The organism is Mycobacterium sp. C31M (genome assembly GCF_053345865.1).
Window position 1 is genome coordinate 362,770 of the sequence record NZ_JBKFAX010000001.1, and the last position, 19,308, is coordinate 382,077.

Consider the following 19,308-nt stretch of genomic DNA (forward strand, 5'->3'; position numbering starts at 1 on the left):
CACCGAAGAATAAGCGCGACGCCACTGGCCATCGAGGGAATGTAGGGCTGCGTCCTGTCGACTCGCGCTCACACGTTGAAGCGGAACTCCACCGGATTCCGAGGCCGATCATCTTCTGCCGCGGGCCGATCCAAGATGTCAGTCCGCAATGTTCCGCTGACAGCTCCACCATGGATATATATGCGTTGTGCCGCTGTCAGCGGAACATTGCGAATGGCAGATCGCTTCGCTGGCCGGGCTCACACATTGAATCTGAACTCCACCACATCTCCGTCGGCCATGACGTAGTCCTTGCCCTCCATCCGGACCTTGCCGGCGGCCTTGGCCGCGGCCATCGATCCGGCTTCGACGAGGTCCTCGAAGGACACGATCTCGGCCTTGATGAAGCCCTTCTCGAAGTCGGTGTGGATCACCCCGGCCGCCTTGGGTGCGGTATCGCCGCGGTGGATCGTCCACGCCCGCGCCTCCTTCGGCCCGGCGGTCAGGTAGGTCTGCAGCGCCAGGGTGTGGAAGCCGGCCCGGGCCAACGCGTCCAGGCCCCGCTCGGTCTGCCCGATCGACTCCAGCAGCTCGGCGGCCGACTCGTCGTCCAGCTCGATCAGCTCGGACTCGATCTTGGCGTCCAGGAACACCGCGTCGGCCGGGGCCACCAGCTCGCGCAGCTCGGCCTGCTTGGCGGCGTCGGTCAGCACCGACTCGTCGGCGTTGAACACGTACAGGAACGGTTTGGTGGTCATCAGGTTCAGCTCGCGCAGCGGCGCCACCTCCACACCCGCCGAGAACAGGGTCTTGCCCGAGTCCAAGACCGCAGAAGCGGCCACCGCAGCATCCAGGACCGGTTTGCGGTCCTTGTTGTTGCGGGCTTCCTTCTCCAGCCGCGGGATGGCCTTCTCCAGAGTCTGCATATCGGCCAGGATCAGCTCGGTCTCGATGACCTCGATATCCGAGCGCGGGTCGACGCGCCCGTCGACGTGCACCACATCGTCGTCGGCGAACGCACGCACCACCTGACAGATGGCGTCGCACTCGCGGATATTGGCCAGGAACTTGTTGCCCAGACCGGCACCCTCGGACGCGCCCTTGACGATGCCGGCGATGTCGACGAACGTCACCGGCGCCGGAACGATCTTTTCTGAGGAAAAGATCTCGGCCAGCTTGTCGAGGCGCGGATCGGGCAGCGCCACCACGCCCTCGTTGGGTTCGATGGTTGCGAACGGGTAGTTCGCGGCCAGCACGTCGTTCCGGGTCAGCGCGTTGAAAAGGGTCGACTTGCCGACATTGGGGAGTCCGACGATTCCGAGGTTCAAGCTCACGGACTCCAGAGTCTAGATGCTGTGACGATGTCCTCAGCGCGTGCTGGCAGCACACCACCAGTGACAGCCGGTACGGTCAACATGTGTCAGGTCAGTCCGAGCCGACGGAGTCGGTGTCCCACCGCACCGTCCTCCCCCGCATTCCGGGCTGGCCGTCGGGTTTGCTGCCGTGGTGGGGCGCCACCCTGGTCGCGGTCACCGCGACGCTGATCGGATTCGCCTATGACGCCGGCGCCGGCCATCAGGAGCTCGGCGCGGTGTTCGCGACGTTCTACGTGCTGGGTTGCCTCGCGGCGGTCCTGCTGGTGCGTCGCGGCGGAGTGTTCACCGCCATCATCCAGCCGCCGCTCATCCTGTTCGTGGCCGTCCCCACCTCGTATTTCCTGTTTCACGGCGGCCAACTCAGCGGCGTCAAGGACATCCTGATCAACTGCGGCTACCCGCTGATCGAGCGGTTCCCGCTGATGTTCTTCACCTCGGCGGCGGTGCTGCTGATCGGACTGGCCCGCTGGTACCTGGACAAGCAGAGCGCCGATTCGACCGGTGCCACCCCGCGCACCGCCGCCGGCCTCGCCGAAAAGTTGGGCCTCCTGTTCACCCGGCCTGCCACCGGTGACGCCGACGAACGCGAGGAACGTCCGCGTCCCGCCCGTCGTCCGCGCCGCGCGCCGACATCGTCTTCGCAGAGCCGTCGCACCCGCAGCGGCCAGCCGTCCCGCGCCCGGCACAACCGCCCGCCGGAATCCGATATCGCCGCCTCGGCCGCCGCGGCAGACCGCCGCGAACGTGCCGCCGCCCGCGAGCGCTACCGCCCCCGCCGCGAGGATGAGCCGCCGTATCCGGGCGAGCCCCGGCAACCCCGTCAGCAGCGCCGGGCCCGCGACCCCCGTGATCAGCGTGAGCCCCGGCGCCGCACCCCACCGCCAGCACGCCGGTACGACGAATACGAACGCCCGCGCCGGCGCCGCGAGAGCTACGACAGCAGCTATCCCGAGTACGAACCGCGCTACCGGGAGCGCCCCGACGAGCGGTACCCGGAACCGCCGCGCCGAGCCGCGGCACCCGACCCAGACGCCGGCCATCTGCCCTACAGCCGGGTGCGTTACCGCCGCGAGGACTGAGCGGTCACGGCACGGCGCGCAGGAACGTTCCCGCCGCATCCACCGCCGGTGCCGAACTGCCCGCATCGCTGACGAACACCGCCAGCGCCAGATCACCGCGGATCCCGACGAACCAGCCATGCGCCCGGCCGTCTTCGCCCGGGATGTTCATGTATTCGGCCGTCCCGGTCTTGCCGAGTAGATCCGGAATATCGGCCAGCTGGGTCGCGGTGCCGCCGGTGATGGTCTCGCGCATCATCGCCCGCACCTGAGCGTCGACCTCAGAGGGCAGCGGCTCCGGTGTACGGTCGGCCACCCCCGGCGAACCCTGCACGATCATCGGTGATGGCACCGAGCCCTGCGCCAGCGTCGCGGCCACCAACGCCATCCCGAACGGTGTCGCGGTGACCTTGCCCTGACCGATCCCCTCCTCCACCCGCAGCGCGGAGGTGTCCGCGACGGGCACCGACCCGGTGACGGTCGTCATCCCCGGCGCGACATAGTCGATGCCGAGGCCGAGCTGGGCCGCGGCCTTGGTCAGCCCGTCCGGCGGTAGGTTCACCGCGAGCCGGCCCATGGTGGTGTTGCAGGACTTGGCAAATGCGGTGTGCAGCGGGACGTCGCCGAGCTCGAAGTTGTCGTCGTTGGGGATCTGGCGGCCCTCGATGTTCTCGGTGCCCGGGCAGGCGACGATGCTGTCGGGTGTCACCTGACCGGCCTGCAGCGCCGCCGAGACGGTGACGGTCTTGAACGTCGACCCCGGCGGGTACAGCCCGGTCAGCGCGATCGGCCCCTGTGCGTCGGCGGGTGCGTTCTGCGCGACGGCCAGCAGGGCACCGGTCGACGGCTGGATCGTCGCGATCGCGGCTGGGGTGGTCAGCGGTGCAAGCGCCGCCTCGCCGGCGAGCTGCATGCCGATATCGATGGTGGCCGCGATATCGCCGACGGCCGCGGCGTCCCGCCCGCCGACCCGCTTCGGCCCGGTCGGGGTGTCGGCGGTGACGGCCCAGCCGGCGGCCTCGTCGGTGCGCTGCTGCCACAGCTCGCCCAAGCCGTTGAGTGTCGGCGAGGTCAGTGCGCGATCGGTGGCCAGCAGCCGGGTCTGCGGGCGCAGCGTCACCTCGGGCAGTGCGGTGAGTTGCTCGCGGATCGGGGCGAGGTCCTCTTCGCGCAGGGTGACGGCGGTGACGGTCTTACCGGTCGTCAACTCCCCGGCCAGCCATTCGGGAGTCACCGTCGGGGCGATCGGATTGACCAGCGCGGCAACAGTATTCACATCGGCCCCAGGCGCGACGTCGACCAGGGTGACGACATGCTGGGTCAGCAGGTCGGCACCGGTGCGGTCGAGCACACGGGCTGCCGGTTGCGGAGCCAGGGTGCTGAACGACAGCGGCCCGGCATCGAGGCCGGGCGCGACGGCGACCGGGTCCCATTGGATCTTCGGGTCCTCGCCGGTGGCGGTGCCCTGAGTGGTGTAGGTCCACTCGGTGGCCTTCTGCGGCCCGAACTTCCAGGTCGCCGCGAGATTGAAGCTCGCCGTGTCGTCCTCGACGCGGATATCGGAGGCGGTGAAGCTGACGTCGGCGCCCAGGCTGGCGTAGAGCTTGCCCAGGGTGTCGGTGGCGGCGGCCTGATCGCTGGTCAGCGCGGCCGCGGCCGCGGCGTCACCGCGACTGAGGGCCTCGGCGAAACCGTTGACGACGGAACCCAATCGGTCTTCGGTGTCACTGCAGCCGGCGAGCAGCACGGCGATGACAAGGAACGCGGGGATGATCCGTCGCAGAGAGCCCACAGGGCTCGAACGTACCGGCTCAGTGACGCGGCGGGCGGATCTCACGCGGCAGAGCGAACACCAGGGTCTCGTTCGCGGTGGTCACGGGCTGCACAGTCGCGTAACCGTATTCGGCGAGTCGGTCGAGCACCCCGCGCACCAGGATCTCGGGTACCGACGCTCCGGAGGTGACGCCGACCGTGGTGACACCGGAGAACCAGGCGGGGTCGACATCGTCGGCGTAGTCCACCAGATGTGAAGCCTTGGCGCCGGCCAGCAGCGCGACCTCGACGAGGCGCACCGAGTTCGACGAGTTCTTCGAGCCGACGACGATGACGAGCTCGCACTCCGGCGCCATCGCCTTGACGGCGACCTGACGATTCTGCGTGGCGTAGCAGATGTCATCACTCGGCGGGTCCTGCAGCGTCGGGAACTTCTCCCGCAGCCGGCGCACCGTCTCCATGGTCTCGTCGACGCTGAGCGTGGTCTGCGACAGCCAGATGACCTTGTTCGGGTCGCGGACGGTGACCTTGTCGACGGCATCCGGGTTGTCGACGACCTGCACGTGGTCGGGCGCCTCACCGGCGGTCCCGACGACCTCCTCGTGACCCTCGTGGCCGACCAGCAGGATGTCGTAGTCGTCGCGGGCGAAGCGTTTGGCCTCGTTGTGCACCTTGGTCACCAGCGGGCAGGTGGCGTCGATGGTCTTGAGGTTGCGGGCGGCGGCCTCCTCGTGCACCCACGGCGCAACACCGTGCGCGGAGAACACCACGATGGCCCCTTCGGGCACCTCTTCGGTCTGCTCGACGAACACCGCACCGGCCTTGGCCAGCGTGTCGACCACATACCGGTTGTGCACGATCTCGTGCCGGACGTAGACGGGGGCGCCGTGCTTCTCCAGTGCGCGTTCGACGGTTTCGACGGCCCGGTCGACGCCGGCGCAGTAGCCGCGCGGCTCGGCCAGCAGCACACGTTTGCCGTCAACCCGCGTCGCCACCGCACTGGTGGCACCCGGAATTCCCATATTGACGGTTGGCGGCATGTATCCAGGGTACTTACCGGCACCCGCTGCGGGCCAGCCGTAGGCTGACACCCATGGCTACAGCACCATACGGAGTTCGACTGCTGGTGGGCGCGGCGGTGACCGCTCTGGATGAGACGCGCAAGCTCCCCCAGACCATCCTGACCTACCCGATGACGTTGGCCAGCCAGCTTGCACATCTGGTCATGAAGGTGCAGCAGGACGTCGCCGACCTGGTGAATCGTGGTGACGAGGCCCTCGAGGAGCTGTTCCCGCCCAAGGACGAGCAGCCTGAGTGGGCGACCTTCGACGAGGACGAGCCCCGCGACCCGTTTACCAACCTCGCCGACGACGATGCCGACCTCGCGCCGGTGACGCGTCTCACCGAGGGCCGGTTCGCCTTGTTCAGCGAGGGCGAACCCGAACAAGCCGTCGTCGCCCCCACCACCAACGGCAGCGCGCCCGCCGTCGTCGACCGGCTCGGCTACGAGACGCTCACGTTGGCCCAGCTGCGTGCCCGGCTGACCTCGCTGAAGGTCGACGAGTTGGAGGCGCTGCTGGCCTTCGAGGAGGCCAACAAGGCCCGCGCCCCGTTCCAGACGCTGATCGCCAACAGGATCACCCGCGCGTCGGCCAAGTGAGCGAGCCCGGACAGTCCCCGGAGAACCCCTGGCCGGTCCGGGCCGTCGCGACGCGGGTCGCCAAGTGGATCGACCGCCTCGGCATGGTGTGGGTGGAGGGGCAGATCGCGCAGTTGACGCTGCGTCCCGGTTCGAACACCGCGTGGCTGGTGCTGCGCGATCCGGCGGCGGACATGTCGCTGTCGCTCACCTGCCCGCGCGACCTGGTGACCAATGCGCCGGTGAAACTCGCCGAGGGTGTGCAGGTGATCGTGCACGGCAAGCCGCAGTTCTACACCGGTCGGGGCACCTTCTCGTTGCGGGTGACCGATATCCGTGCCGTCGGCATCGGCGAACTACTGGCGCGTATCGAGCGGCTGCGCCGGCTGTTGGAGGCCGAGGGCCTGTTCGACCGGCAACTCAAGCGGCCGATTCCGTTCCTGCCCAACACCATCGGCCTGATCACCGGCCGCGCCTCGGCCGCCGAACACGATGTGGTGGCGGTCGCCTCGTCGCGGTGGCCCGCGGTGCGCTTCGACATCCGCAACACCGCTGTGCAGGGCCCGAACGCGGTGGCCCAGATCGTCGAGGCGCTCGAAGCGCTGGACGTCGACGCATGCGTCGACGTCATCATCCTGGCCCGCGGCGGTGGCAGCGTGGAGGATCTGCTGCCGTTCTCCGACGAGACGCTGTGCCGGGCGATCTCGGCATGCACGACACCGGTGATCAGCGCGGTGGGCCACGAACCGGACAATCCGGTGTGTGATCTGGTCGCCGATCTGCGGGCGGCCACCCCGACCGATGCCGCCAAACGGGTGGTACCTGATGCCGCGGCCGAGCAGGCCGGCGTCGCCGATATGCGCCGACGCAGCGCCCAGGCCCTGCGTAACTGGGTCCGCCGCGAGGCGCACATCATCGAAGGGCTGCGATCACGTCCGGTGTTGGCCCAGCCGCTGAAGGCCCTCGACGCCCGTGCCGAGGAGGTCCACCGGGCCCGAACCACGGCGCGCCGCGATATCAACCGACTGGTCGCCGTCGAGACCGACCGGCTCGAACACCTGTCGGCGCGGCTGAGCACACTGGGACCGGCGGCCACCCTGGCCCGCGGTTACGCAGTGGTCCAGGTGTCCGGTGACGGACAGATACTGCGGTCGGTCACCGACGCGCCGGCGGGGACGCGGCTGCGGGTCCGTGTTGCCGATGGCGCCATCACCACGATCAGCAAGGGGTCAGATGAAGCCCATTAGTCAGTTGGGATATGAGGAAGCGCGCGACGAGCTGATCGAGGTGGTCCGCCGGCTCGAACAGGGCGGACTGGACCTGGATGCCTCGCTCAAGCTCTGGGAAAGGGGCGAAGAGCTGGCCAAACGGTGCGAAGAGCACCTGGCCGGCGCACGCCAGAAGGTAGCCGACACCCTCGCCGCGGGCAACCCCGAGGAAGATTGACAATGCAACTACGCTGAGCGCGGATTTACACTCGGTGTTCAAAACTGGAACACGTTTCAGTTATCCTGACCGCATGGGTGACCCAACTTTGCGTACTGACCTGGGCCGAGTCCTGGTGACCGGCGGCTCCGGTTTCGTCGGCGCCAACCTGGTGACCACGCTGCTGGAGCGTGGCGTGGCGGTCCGGTCGTTCGACCGCGCACCGTCGCCGCTCCCCGACCACCCGATGCTGCAGACCGTCGTCGGCGACATCACCAACCCCGACGATGTCGCCGCCGCCGTGGCCGGGATCGACACCGTCATCCACACCGCGGCGATCATCGATCTGATGGGTGGGGCGACCGTCACCGCGGAATACCGGCAGCGCAGCTTCTCGGTCAACGTCGAAGGCACCAAGAACCTGGTGCACGCCGGACAGCAGGCCGGTGTGCAGCGGTTCGTCTACACCGCGTCCAACAGTGTAGTGATGGGCGGCCAGGACATCGTCAACGGTGACGAGACAATGCCCTACACAGCACGTTTCAACGATCTGTACACCGAGACCAAGGTGGTTGCCGAGAAATTCGTGCTGGCCGAAAACGGTGCGCACGGAATGTTGACCTGCTCCATCCGGCCCAGCGGCATCTGGGGCCGAGGTGATCAGACCATGTTCCGCAAGGTGTTCGAGAATGTGCTCGCCGGTCACGTCAAAGTGCTGGTGGGCAGCAAGAACATCAAGCTGGACAACTCCTACGTGCACAACCTGATTCACGGTTTCATCCTGGCCGCCGAACACCTGGTACCCGGCGGCAGCGCACCCGGTCAGGCCTATTTCGTCAACGACGGCGAACCGCTCAACATGTTCGAGTTCGCCCGGCCGGTGGTATCCGCGTGCGGCCGCAAGCTGCCCACCTTCCGGGTGTCGGGCCGGTTGGTGCACAAGGTGATGATGGGCTGGCAGTGGTTGCACTTCAAGTACGGCATCCGCGAGCCGTTGGTGGAACCCCTTGCCGTGGAACGGCTGTACCTCAACAACTACTTCTCGATCGCCAAGGCGCGGCGCGACCTGGGTTACGAGCCGCTGTTCACCACCGAGCAGGCGATGGCCGAATGCCTGCCCTACTACACCGAATTGTTCGCGAAGATGGAGAGCCAGGACGCCGAGCCGGTGGTCGCCGCGGCGGCACCGGTGCCGCCGAAGGGCTGATCTACCCTCTTTCCCATGTCGCAGTTCCGCCACGTCAGCAACGGTGACGCGCGCATCCGCTACCTCGACTCGGGTGGCGATGGGTTGCCGGTGGTGTTCGTGCCGGGATTCACCTGTGTGGCCGACGATTACACCGAGGTGCTGACAGCCTTCGGGCGTCGGACCGTCGTCGTCGAACTGCGCGGACACGGTGGCAGTGACGCGCCGATCGGCCCGTACGATTCGGCGACCATCGCCGGTGATGTCGGAGCCGTGGTCGACGACGTCACTGACGGTGACGTCCACATCGCGACGTTCTCCCGGGGCACCACGTACGCGCTGCTGTGGGCACTGGCCAATACCGAACGGGTGCGGTCGGTCTCGATCGGCGACTACACCCCCGAGGAGATCGTGCTCACCGAAGCGGTGATGACCGGGCTGCTCGACGGCCGCTGGCGCGGTACCCCGGTGCACCATCGCGTGGACCGGTCGGCGGCCCAGGCGGTTGTGCAGGCTGCCCGCAGCAGGTCCTTCTGGGAACCGTTGGCGCAGTGGCAACCCCCGCTTTTGGCGGTGCGCAGCCCCAACGCGCCAATCGTCGACGACGCCGCGTGGCGGCGATACCGCCGACTGTTCCCGACCGCGCGGTTGCACGAATTCACCGAGTCGCCGCACGATATTTTTCGGCCCGACCGAAGCCGGTACCCCTCGCTGGTGCGCACACACGTCGAGGCCGCGGAAACATCGGCCTGAGAATGGACAAGGCCGGTGGCGCTGTAGCGCCCCGGCCTCTGGCCTCCCGCACGGCGTCTACAGAACCGGGAAGGCTTGCCGCCAACAGTACGGCACCAAGTCACGCAAATCCAAGTCAGCCTATCTGTCGGCCGCCTTCATCAGCGCCTTTGCGTCATCGGTTCGGGTGTCCGGGGGCAGCACCCACAGCTGCGCTCTGTGGTGGCTGCTTGCTTGATAGACGGTGTCGCGGGTGACCGGTGCCCCAACCGAGCACCATCGGCAAGCCGCGACCTGCTGAGTGTAGAAGGAGCGGCCCTGCGGCTACCCACATCGACGACGAGCACTGCGCCGGCGTGAGACCTTGAACTTTGCATGACAATCCCACCCATACCCTCCCGATCCACCCGTCACCGGCATAGGGTCGAATACACGCTTACGGTGCCGTCAAACGGGGGTGTGCAATGGCTGCAGGAAGACCGAACATTCTCGTCATCTGGGGCGATGACATCGGGATCAGCAACCTCAGCTGCTACAGCGACGGGCTGATGGGCTATCGCACCCCGAACATCGACCGGATCGCCGCGGAGGGTATGCGGTTCACCGATTCCTACGGTGAGCAAAGCTGCACAGCCGGCCGCGCCGCGTTCATCAGTGGCCAAAGCGTGTACCGCACCGGGATGAGCAAGGTCGGCGTCCCCGGCGTCGATATCGGTTGGGCGGCCGAGGATCCGACGATCGCCGAACTTCTGAAACCGCTGGGCTACGCCACCGGCCAGTTCGGCAAGAACCACTTCGGTGATCTCAACAAATTCCTGCCCACCGTGCATGGTTTCGACGAGTTCTATGGCAACCTCTATCACCTCAATGCCGAGGAGGAGCCGGAGAACTTCGACTACCCGCACGAGGACCGGTACCCGCGGCTGTATCAGCTGGCCAAACCGCGCGGGGTGCTCAAATGCTTCGCCACCGACGACGCATCCACCGAACCGGACGACCCGAAGTTCGGGCCGGTCGGCAAGCAGACCATCGAGGACACCGGGCCGCTGACCACCAAGCGGATGGAGACCATCGACGAGGACATCGCCGACGCGACGGTCGACTACATCAAGCGCCAGCACGCGGCCGGCAATCCGTTCTTCGTGTGGTGCAACTTCACCCACATGCATCTGTACACGCACACCAAGCCGGAGAGCCGCGGGCAGGCCGGGCTGTGGCAGTCCCCGTACCACGACACCATGATCGACCACGACCGCAATGTCGGCACCGTGCTGGATGTACTCGACGAGCTCGGCATCGCCGAGGACACCATCGTCATCTACTCCACCGACAACGGCCCGCACCGCAATACCTGGCCCGACGGGGGCACCACACCGTTTCGCAGCGAGAAAAACACCAACTGGGAGGGCGCTTTCCGGGTGCCTGAGATCATTCGATGGCCCGGAAAGATCAAGGCGGGCAGCGTCTCCAATGAGATCATCCAGCACCACGACTGGTTGCCGACATTGCTGGCTGCCGCGGGCGACCCCGATATCGCCGACAAACTCAAGGCGGGCCACACCATCGGCGATACCACCTACCGGGTGCACATCGACGGATTCAATCTGTTGCCGTACCTGACCGGGGAGGTCGATACCAGCCCACGGCGCGGATTCTTCTACTTCTCCGATGACGGCGATCTGGTCGCACTGCGCTTCGAGAACTGGAAGATCGTGTTCGCCGAACAGCGCGCACAGGGCACTCTGCGGGTATGGGCCGAGCCGTTCACGCCGCTGCGGGTGCCCAAGCTGTTCAACCTGCGCACCGATCCGTACGAGTTCGCCGACATCACGTCGAACACATACTACGAGTGGCTCTTACGCCATGATTTCTTCGTGTTCTACGCGACTGCCATGGCGACCAAGTTCCTGGAGAGCTTCAAGGAGTTCCCGCCGCGGCACGCGCCCGCGAGTTTCAGCGTCGATCAGGCTGTGGAAAGACTGCACGAGTTCCTGGCGAAGGACTGACAAACAAAACTCCGGGGGACCGTATGGCCTGTCGCACGGAAACCCACAACCACTGAAAGGGCTGAGACAACATGCCTGACGGTAAACCCAACATCCTGGTCATCTGGGGCGACGATATCGGCATCTGGAACCTGAGCTGCTACAGCCGCGGCATGATGGGTTACCAGACCCCGAACATCGACCGGATCGCCCGCGAGGGCATGCTTTTCACCGACTCCTACGGCGAGCAGAGCTGCACTGCGGGCCGGTCGTCATTCATCACCGGCCAGAGTGTGTACCGCACCGGGCTGAGCAAGGTCGGCATGCCCGGCTTCGACGTCGGCCTGCAGAAGGAAGATCCCACGATCGCCGAGCTCCTCAAGCCGCTGGGCTACGCCACCGGCCAGTTCGGCAAGAATCACCTCGGCGACCTCAACAAGCATCTCCCCACCGCACACGGCTTCGACGAGTTCTTCGGCAACCTGTACCACCTCAACGCCGAGGAAGAGCCCGAGCACGAGGATTACCCGACTGAAGAGGAGGCGCCCGCCCTGTACAAGGCGCTGTTGCCGCGCGGTGTCATCCACTCCTGGGCCACCGATACCGACTCCGATGAGGTCGACGACCGTTACGGCCCGGTCGGCAAGCAGCGCATCGAGGACACCGGCCCGCTGACGAAGAAGCGGATGGAGACCATCGACGACGAGACCACCTCGGCCTGTGTTGATTTCATCACCCGACAGCACGAGGCCGACACCCCGTTCTTCGTCTGGATGAATACCACCCACATGCACTTCCGCACCCACACCAAGCCGGAGAGCAAGGGGCAGGCCGGGCGCTGGCAGTCTCCCTACCACGACACCATGGTCGACCACGACGGTCACGTCGGAAAGTTGCTCGACCTGCTCGACGAACTGAGCATCGCCGAGGACACCATCGTCGTGTACTCCACCGACAACGGCCCGCACGCCAACAGCTGGCCCGACGGTGCCACCACCCCGTTTCGCAGCGAGAAAAACACCAACTGGGAAGGCGCGTTCCGCATCCCGGAGCTGATCCGGTGGCCCGGCAAGATCAAGGCCGGATCGGTCTCCAACGAGATTGTCCAACATCACGACTGGTTGCCGACATTCATTGCCGCCGCCGGCGATCCAGACATCATCGACAAGCTCAAGGCGGGCCACACCGCCGGAGATATAACCTACCGGGTCCACATCGACGGCTACAACCTACTGCCCTACCTCACCGGGGAGGTGGACGAGTGCCCACGACAGGGGCTCATCTACTTTTCCGATGACGGCGACGTGCTGGGCATCCGGTTCGACAACTGGAAGGTCGTGTTCATGGAGCAGCGCTGCCAGGGCACGCTGCAGGTGTGGTTCGAACCTTTCACCAAATTGCGCGCACCGAAGCTTTTCAACCTGCGCACCGACCCGTTCGAGCACGCCGATATCACCTCGAATACATACTGGGACTGGATGATCGACCGCATCTTCCTGATGTTCTACGCGACAGCTCTGGTCAAGAGATTCCTGGACACCTTCCGGGACTTCCCGCCACGCCAGGAGCCGTCGTCGTTCACGATCAACGCCGCGGTCGAAGAGCTCGAACGATTCCTCGGCTCCACCGCCGGGTGATCGTGAACGATCTGAGCAGCTGGGTCGACGGGTCCACGAGGTCGGCGATCATCGACTTCGTGGCCCGAGCGGTGGCCGAGGTTTCCCCCGAGGAACGGGTCGCCGTCGTCGACAACGACGGCACACTGTGGGTGGAGAAACCCGCCTACATCCAGCTGGACTTCCTGATCCGACGGCTCGCCGAGCAGGCGAGCATCGACCCGTCTCTGCGGGACAATCCGCCGTACGCGGCGGCGGCAGCCGGTGACCTGGCATGGTTCGGCGATGCTGTCACCAAGCATTACAACGGTGACGATTCCGCGCTGAAACTGCTTGCCGGATCCTTCCTTTCGGCCTACGCCGGCCTGACCGTCGAGGAGCACGCGGCCATGGTCACCGATTTCTTCGCAGGCGGTACTCATCCCACGTTGGGCCGGCCGTACACCTCATGCGGTTACGCGCCGATGGTAGAGCTGCTGCGCTACCTGGAGGCCAACGGTTTCACCAACTACATCGTCTCCGGCGGCGGCCGCGATTTCATGCGGCCGGTCGCCACTGGCATGTACAGCATTCCACCGGAGCGGGTAATCGGCAGCTCGGTCGGACTGGACTTCGCCGACGGACACCTACGGACGAGCAACCGGCCGGAATTCCTCGACGACGGCCCGGTGAAACCGGTGCGCATCTGGGGGCGGGTCGGACGGCGACCCATCTTCGCCGCGGGTAATTCCAACGGTGACATCGAGATGCTGCAGTTCAGCCAGGCAGGCACACACCCGTCGATGCAGCTACTGATCCGGCACGACGATGCCGACCGCGAGTTCGACTACACCGCAGGCGCCGAAAAGGCACTGGCACTGGCCGCATCCAGTGGTTGGACGGTCACCAGCATCAAGAACGACTGGGCCCATGTCTTCCCTTCCTGATTCGCCCAAACGAACAAACGGGCCAGAAAGTGCGAGTGATTCCCGCCCGAACGTCAACCTCGACGACCGGTGGGCATGGATCCCGCGGCAGACTGCACGTCTGGGATCCGACACGCACTACCCCGAAGAGGCGCCCGCCCACGACGTCATGGTGGACGGGTTCTGGATACAACGCCACCAGGTGACCAACGCCCAGTTCACCGAATTCATCTCGGCAACAGGGTATGTCACTGTCGCCGAACGCCCGCTCGACGCGGCCCAGTACCCGGGGGCGCCGAAGGAAAACTTGGTGCCCGGCTCCATGGTGTTCACTCGCACCGCAGGCCCGGTCGACCTTCGTCACCTCAGCCAGTGGTGGACCTGGACACCCGGCGCGTGCTGGAACCACCCGCGCGGCCCCAGATCGACGTTGCGCAACCGCCACGACCACCCCGTCGTGCACATCGCGTTCGAGGACGCCCAGACCTACGCCAACTGGGCGGGGCTGAACCTACCGACCGAAGCGCAGTGGGAGACCGCGGCCCGCGGCGGGCTGACACACGCCGCCTACACCTGGGGCGAAGAACCCGAGACGACTGGCCAACAGCTCGCGAACTATTGGCATGGCGAGTTCCCCTATCTGCCCGATACCGGCTACGGCACAACCACACCCGTCGGCAGCTTCCCTGCCAACGATTACGGCCTGTTCGACATGGCCGGCAACGTATGGGAGTGGACCACGGACTGGTTCGGCGAGGACCGTGCCACTGAACCGTGCTGCGCCTCCGACAGCCGCGACCCCCATTCCGGCATCCCGCGCAAGGTCATCAAGGGCGGCTCATACTTGTGTGCCGACAATTACTGCAAGCGCTATCGGCCGGCGGCGCGGAGGCCACAACAGATCGATACCGGTATGAGCCACATCGGCTTTCGTTGTATCCGACCAGAAGGAGCGCACCATGACACAACCCTTTAACGGCGTGATCAAACTCGATGTCCGCGACTCCGTCGCCGACTGGACGCCCTACACCCTGAAGAAGGCACCTGAGGGCGCACCCAATGTCCTGGTGATCCTGTACGACGACACCGGGCAGGCAACCTGGTCACCCTATGGCGGTCGCGTCAACATGCCCACCCTCGACAAGCTGGCCGAGAACGGCCTGACCTACACTCAGTGGCACACCACCGCGCTGTGCTCCCCCACCCGATCCACCTTCCTCACCGGACGCAACCACCACGTCAACCGTTTCGCCTCGATCACCGAAGGTTCCAACGGCTTCCCGGGTGCTGCCGCACGGCTGCCGGCAGAGTGCGCCACCATCGGTCAGGTGTTGCAGGACAACGGATTCGCCACCTACTGGATCGGCAAGAACCACAACGTACCCGTCGAGGACATCTCAGCGGCGGGCAATCGTTCCGAGTGGCCACTGGCGAAGGGGTTCGACCGGTTCTACGGCTTCCTGGGCGGTGAGACCAACCAGTGGTATCCAGATCTGGTGGTCGACAACCACTTCATCGAGCCGCCGGCCACGCCCGAAGAGGGCTATCATCTGTCCAAGGATCTGGCCGATCAGGCAATCACCATGCTCCGGGATCAGTACTCGGTGGCCCCATCCAAGCCGTGGTTCATGTGGTTCTGCCCCGGCGCAAATCATGCCCCACACCATGCCCCGCAGGAGTACATCGACAAGTACAAGGGGATGTTCGACGACGGCTACGACGCTTACCGCGAATGGGTCCTCGAGCGGATGAAGGAACGCGGGGTAGTGCCGACGGACACCGAACTGACCCCACTCAATCCACTGCCCGAGGATGTCGCCAACCCCGCCGACTTCGTGCCGGCCTGGGACGGACTCAGCGATGACGAGAAGAAGTTGTTCAGCCGGATGGCCGAGGTGTTCGCCGGCTTCTCGGAGTACACGGACGCCCAGATCGGCAGGATCGTCGAATTCCTGGAACGCACCGGCCAACTCGACAACACGCTCATCTTCTACTGTGCCGACAACGGCGCCTCCGGCGAGGGCACCCCGCACGGCTCGGTCAACGAGAACAAATTCTTCAACGGCTACCCCGATGACCTCTCGGAGAACCTGTCCTACATCGACGCGCTCGGCGGACCAGACGCCTACAACCACTACCCCACCGGGTGGGCCGCTGCGTTCTCCACGCCGTACCAGATGTTCAAGCGGTACTCGCAGTTCGCCGGCGGCACTTGCGATCCCATGATCATCCACTGGCCCGCAGGCATCAAGGCCAAGGGCGAGATGCGCCACCAGTACCATCACTCGACCGATATCGTGCCGACCATCTTGGAAGCCGTCGGCTTGGAGATGCCCTCGACCTATCGCGGTGTGCAACAGTTCCCGCTCAACGGGGTGTCTATGCGCTACAGCTTCGACGCAGCCAAATCGCCGACCACCAAGAAGCGTCAGTACTACGCGATGCTCGGCACCCGCGGCATCTGGCAGGACGGCTGGAAGGCGTCGGCCGTCCACGCACCGATCAGCGGGAAAGGTCATTTCGACCAGGACCACTGGGAGCTCTACCACGTCGACGAGGACCGCTCGGAGGCACACGACCTGGCCGAGCAGCATCCGGAGAAATTGCAGGAGTTGATCAACGCGTGGTTCGAGGAGGCCGATGCGAACTTCGTGCTGCCGCTGGATGATCGGTCCGCCGTCGAGATGATCACCGTGGAACGCCCGCAGAGCGAGCCGGTGCGGTCTCGGTACATCTACTACCCGGATACCACGCCGGTGCCCGAAGCGGTGGCGGTCAACATCCGGGGCCGTTCCTACAAAATTCTCGCCGACGTCGAGGTGACCGCAGATTCCCAGGGTGTCATCTTTGCGCACGGCGCGCGCTTCGGCGGGCACACACTGTTCATCAAGGATCAGAAGCTGCACTACGTATACAACTTCCTCGGGATCAAGCCCGAACAGACGTTCGTCTCCGAGGTGCTGACACCCGGACAGCTGGTGCTGGGCGTGGAGTTCACCCGCGAGGGCTCCGGCCAGCACGGTGAATCATTGGGTACCACAAAGCTGTACGTCGGAGACCAGGTGGTGGCGCAGGGTCCGATGCGCGCCCAGGTCGGCACGTTCACGCTGTGCGGGGACGGGCTGTGTGTGGGCTTCGACAGCGCCGACCCGGTGAGTCGCGAGTACTCACCGGTGGCGTTCACCGGCGGCAGAATCCTGGGGGTCGGCATCGATGTCGGCAACGACCAGTACGTCGACCTGGAAAAGGAAGCCGCGGCAGCGTTCGCGAGGGATTGAGACAATGGCCGACGAGTTCCCGCTGCACCTGGACCGCTACCACCTGCCCGAGCCGGAATGGAACTTCCCGGACGCGAAGATCAACGAGTTCGCGGCTGATTCCACCCCGAACTTCCCACCACCGCGCACCGCGCCTGAAGGATCACCCAACATCCTGCTGGTGCTGCTCGACGATGTGGGCTTCGGTTGGCCCAGCGTCAACGGCGGTTTGGTCCGCATGCCCACCGCCGAACGGCTGCACGCAAAGGGACTGTTCTACAACCAGTTCCACACCACCGCGCTGTGCTCGCCCACCCGGGCGGCACTGCTGACCGGGCGCAACCACCACTCAGTGGCCACCGGCGTCATCCAGGAAATGGCGACCGGCTATCCGGGCTACTGCGGGATCATCCCGAAGAGCTGTGCCACCATGGGCGAACTGCTCAAACAAGCCGGCTACACCTGCGGCTGGTGGGGCAAGAACCACAACGTCCCCGACAACCAGACCAGCCCGGCCGGTCCGTTCGACAACTGGCCCACCAACCAGGGTTTCGACTATTTCTACGGGTTCATCGGCGGCGAGACCGACCAGTTCTTCCCCTGCCTGATCCGCGGCACCACCCCGGTCGAACCACCGGCCAGGGCCGAGGACGGGTATCAGCTGCAACGGGATCTGGCAGATGACGCCATCGGCTGGATCCGTCAACAAAAGACCATCGCCCCGGACCGGCCGTTCTTCGCCTACTTCTCCACCGGCGCCGCGCACGCCCCGCATCAACCACCGCTGGACTGGCGCGGCCGCAACAAGGGGCGTTTCGACATGGGCTGGGACGCGTACCGAAAGACGGTGCACCAGAACCAACTCGATATGGGCATCATTCCGCCGGGCACGCAGCTGACCGCACGGCCCGAACAGATCCCGTCCTGGGACAGCCAGCCCGCCGAGCACCGGGAGCTGTTCGCGCTGCAAGCCGAGAACTACGCGGATTTCCTGGAACACACCGACTTCGAGGTGGGCCGGGTGGTTGACGCCATCGAGCAGATCGGCGAGCTCGACAACACGATTGTCATCTACATCCTGGGCGACAACGGGTCCTCGGCCGAGGGCTCACATGTCGGCACCCCGAACGAGATCATGAACCTCAACGGCCTGACACCCACCATCGACGAGGCCATGCGGTTCAAGGACCGGTGGGGGCTGCCGGGCACCTCGCCACACTATGCGGTCGGTTGGGCGCATGCCGGGGACACCCCGTTCCAGTGGACCAAGCAGATCGCCTCGCACTTCGGCGGGACCCGCAACGGCATGGTGGTGTCCTGGCCCAAGCACATCACCGACCACGGCGCTGTGCGGTCACAGTTCCACCACGTGATCGACATCGTGCCAACGGTTCTGGAGATTGTGGGTATCCGGCAGCCCACCGAGGTGAACGGATACATCCAGCGGCCCATCGAGGGAACCAGCCTGGCCTACACATTCGGTGAGGCCGACGCCAAGAGTACGCACGACACCCAGTATTTCGAGATGCTGGGTAACCGCGCGCTGTACCACCAGGGCTGGATCGCCTCCTGTCGGCACGGTCGGCTGCCGTGGGAGGGTCTGGGCCACTTCCCCTTTACCGACGATGTGTGGGAGTTGTACAACATCGCCGAGGATTTCAGCCAATCGGTCGATCTGGCCGAACGACATCCCGAAAAGCTACAGGCACTCAAGGACCGGTTTCAGGCCGAGGCGGCCAAGTACAACGTGCTGCCGCTCGACGACAGTTTCACCGAACGGATGGACGTCACGCTGCGACCCAGCTTCTTCACCGGCCGCAAGGAGGTGACGTTCTATCCGGGCATGACACGCCTCCCCGAGGGCTCGGCACCGAAGATGATCGGGGTCCCGCACCGGATCACCGTGCCCGTGCGCATTCCCGACAACGGCGCCGAGGGGGTGTTGTGCGCACTCGGCGGCGACACCGCCGGGTTCGCGCTGTTCCTGTGGGACGGCAAGGTGCGGTACCACTACAACTTCTTCGGCGTGGAACGCTACGACGCCACCGCCGCGGACCTCCTGGCCCCGGGTGAGCACACCATCGTCGTCGACTTCACACCCGATTCCGCACAGATGGGTTGCCCGGCCAATGTGACGGTGAGCGTGGACGGTGCGCAGGTGGCCGAGGCCCGCATCGCGCGTCAGGTTCCCGGCCGCTGCGGTACCGAGTGTTTCGACGTCGGCATGGACACCGTGTCGCCGGTGTGCGACGACTACGAGGACAAGGGTCTGTTCCCGTTCACCGGCACCATCGAATCGGTGACGTTCAACTTCGGCGACACCGCAGAGCCCACCGGCATGCAACGTCTGGAGATGTCCACCAAGATGGACTGACCC

At 65.6% G+C, this 19,308-nt stretch carries 15 protein-coding genes; 12 read left to right on the forward strand and 3 right to left on the reverse strand.

The annotated features are described in order from the left end of the window. Positions 1 to 239 precede the first annotated feature (239 nt). Positions 240 to 1,313: a redox-regulated ATPase YchF gene (gene ychF, locus ACLBYA_RS01700; RefSeq protein ID WP_447707611.1), complete on the reverse strand. Its 1,074-nt coding sequence runs from the start codon at positions 1,311 to 1,313 to the stop codon at positions 240 to 242. A gap of 83 nt (positions 1,314 to 1,396) precedes the next feature. Between ychF and ACLBYA_RS01705 the strand changes: the two genes are divergently transcribed. Further along, the gene (locus tag ACLBYA_RS01705) at positions 1,397 to 2,434 is read left to right on the forward strand and encodes a DUF6542 domain-containing protein (protein WP_447707612.1); all 1,038 of its coding nucleotides are present in this window, start codon (positions 1,397 to 1,399) and stop codon (positions 2,432 to 2,434) included. A 4-nt stretch (positions 2,435 to 2,438) separates the two neighbouring features. On the opposite strand, the gene ACLBYA_RS01710 is transcribed toward ACLBYA_RS01705, so the two are convergent. Next, positions 2,439 to 4,205 (reverse strand): penicillin-binding transpeptidase domain-containing protein, encoded by a 1,767-nt coding sequence (locus ACLBYA_RS01710; RefSeq protein ID WP_447707613.1) that lies wholly within the window; start codon positions 4,203 to 4,205, stop codon positions 2,439 to 2,441. A gap of 19 nt (positions 4,206 to 4,224) precedes the next feature. After that, the gene (locus ACLBYA_RS01715; RefSeq protein ID WP_447707614.1) at positions 4,225 to 5,226 is read right to left on the reverse strand and encodes a 4-hydroxy-3-methylbut-2-enyl diphosphate reductase; all 1,002 of its coding nucleotides are present in this window, start codon (positions 5,224 to 5,226) and stop codon (positions 4,225 to 4,227) included. A 53-nt stretch (positions 5,227 to 5,279) separates the two neighbouring features. Here ACLBYA_RS01715 and ACLBYA_RS01720 point away from each other — a divergent pair, with 53 nt between their 5' ends. The 11 genes from ACLBYA_RS01720 to ACLBYA_RS01770 all read left to right on the forward strand — a co-directional run bounded on the left by ACLBYA_RS01720 (position 5,280) and on the right by ACLBYA_RS01770 (position 19,305). Next, positions 5,280 to 5,846: a lipid droplet-associated protein gene (locus ACLBYA_RS01720; protein ID WP_447707615.1), complete on the forward strand. Its 567-nt coding sequence runs from the start codon at positions 5,280 to 5,282 to the stop codon at positions 5,844 to 5,846. Beyond that, a complete protein-coding gene (xseA, locus tag ACLBYA_RS01725) occupies positions 5,843 to 7,072 on the forward strand; it encodes an exodeoxyribonuclease VII large subunit (protein WP_447707616.1) in 1,230 nt (409 codons plus the stop codon). The genes ACLBYA_RS01720 and xseA overlap by 4 nt, the downstream gene beginning before the upstream one ends. Further along, on the forward strand, positions 7,026 to 7,271 hold the full coding sequence (locus ACLBYA_RS01730) for an exodeoxyribonuclease VII small subunit (protein ID WP_447707617.1): 246 nt from the start codon (positions 7,026 to 7,028) through the stop codon (positions 7,269 to 7,271). The genes xseA and ACLBYA_RS01730 overlap by 47 nt, the downstream gene beginning before the upstream one ends. Positions 7,272 to 7,344: 73 nt before the next feature. Then, the gene (locus ACLBYA_RS01735) at positions 7,345 to 8,457 is read left to right on the forward strand and encodes a 3-beta-hydroxysteroid dehydrogenase (protein ID WP_447707618.1); all 1,113 of its coding nucleotides are present in this window, start codon (positions 7,345 to 7,347) and stop codon (positions 8,455 to 8,457) included. A 15-nt stretch (positions 8,458 to 8,472) separates the two neighbouring features. Further along, positions 8,473 to 9,189, forward strand: coding sequence for an alpha/beta fold hydrolase (locus tag ACLBYA_RS01740; RefSeq protein ID WP_447707619.1), 717 nt, complete (start codon positions 8,473 to 8,475; stop codon positions 9,187 to 9,189). 443 nt (positions 9,190 to 9,632) lie between these two features. Then, positions 9,633 to 11,174, forward strand: a complete 1,542-nt coding sequence (locus ACLBYA_RS01745) for an arylsulfatase (protein ID WP_447707620.1) — start codon at positions 9,633 to 9,635, stop codon at positions 11,172 to 11,174. Positions 11,175 to 11,245: 71 nt separating this feature from the next. Further along, the gene (locus ACLBYA_RS01750) at positions 11,246 to 12,790 is read left to right on the forward strand and encodes an arylsulfatase (RefSeq protein ID WP_447707621.1); all 1,545 of its coding nucleotides are present in this window, start codon (positions 11,246 to 11,248) and stop codon (positions 12,788 to 12,790) included. A gap of 2 nt (positions 12,791 to 12,792) precedes the next feature. Next, the gene (locus ACLBYA_RS01755) at positions 12,793 to 13,695 is read left to right on the forward strand and encodes an HAD family hydrolase (protein WP_447707622.1); all 903 of its coding nucleotides are present in this window, start codon (positions 12,793 to 12,795) and stop codon (positions 13,693 to 13,695) included. A gap of 79 nt (positions 13,696 to 13,774) precedes the next feature. Beyond that, entirely contained in the window at positions 13,775 to 14,650 is an 876-nt protein-coding gene (locus ACLBYA_RS01760; protein ID WP_447707778.1) for a formylglycine-generating enzyme family protein, read from the forward strand. Further along, a complete protein-coding gene (locus ACLBYA_RS01765; RefSeq protein WP_447707623.1) occupies positions 14,634 to 16,952 on the forward strand; it encodes an arylsulfatase in 2,319 nt (772 codons plus the stop codon). Before ACLBYA_RS01760 ends, ACLBYA_RS01765 begins: the two co-directional genes overlap by 17 nt. Before the next feature lie 4 nt (positions 16,953 to 16,956). After that, positions 16,957 to 19,305, forward strand: coding sequence for an arylsulfatase (locus tag ACLBYA_RS01770; protein WP_447707624.1), 2,349 nt, complete (start codon positions 16,957 to 16,959; stop codon positions 19,303 to 19,305). Positions 19,306 to 19,308 lie beyond the last annotated feature (3 nt).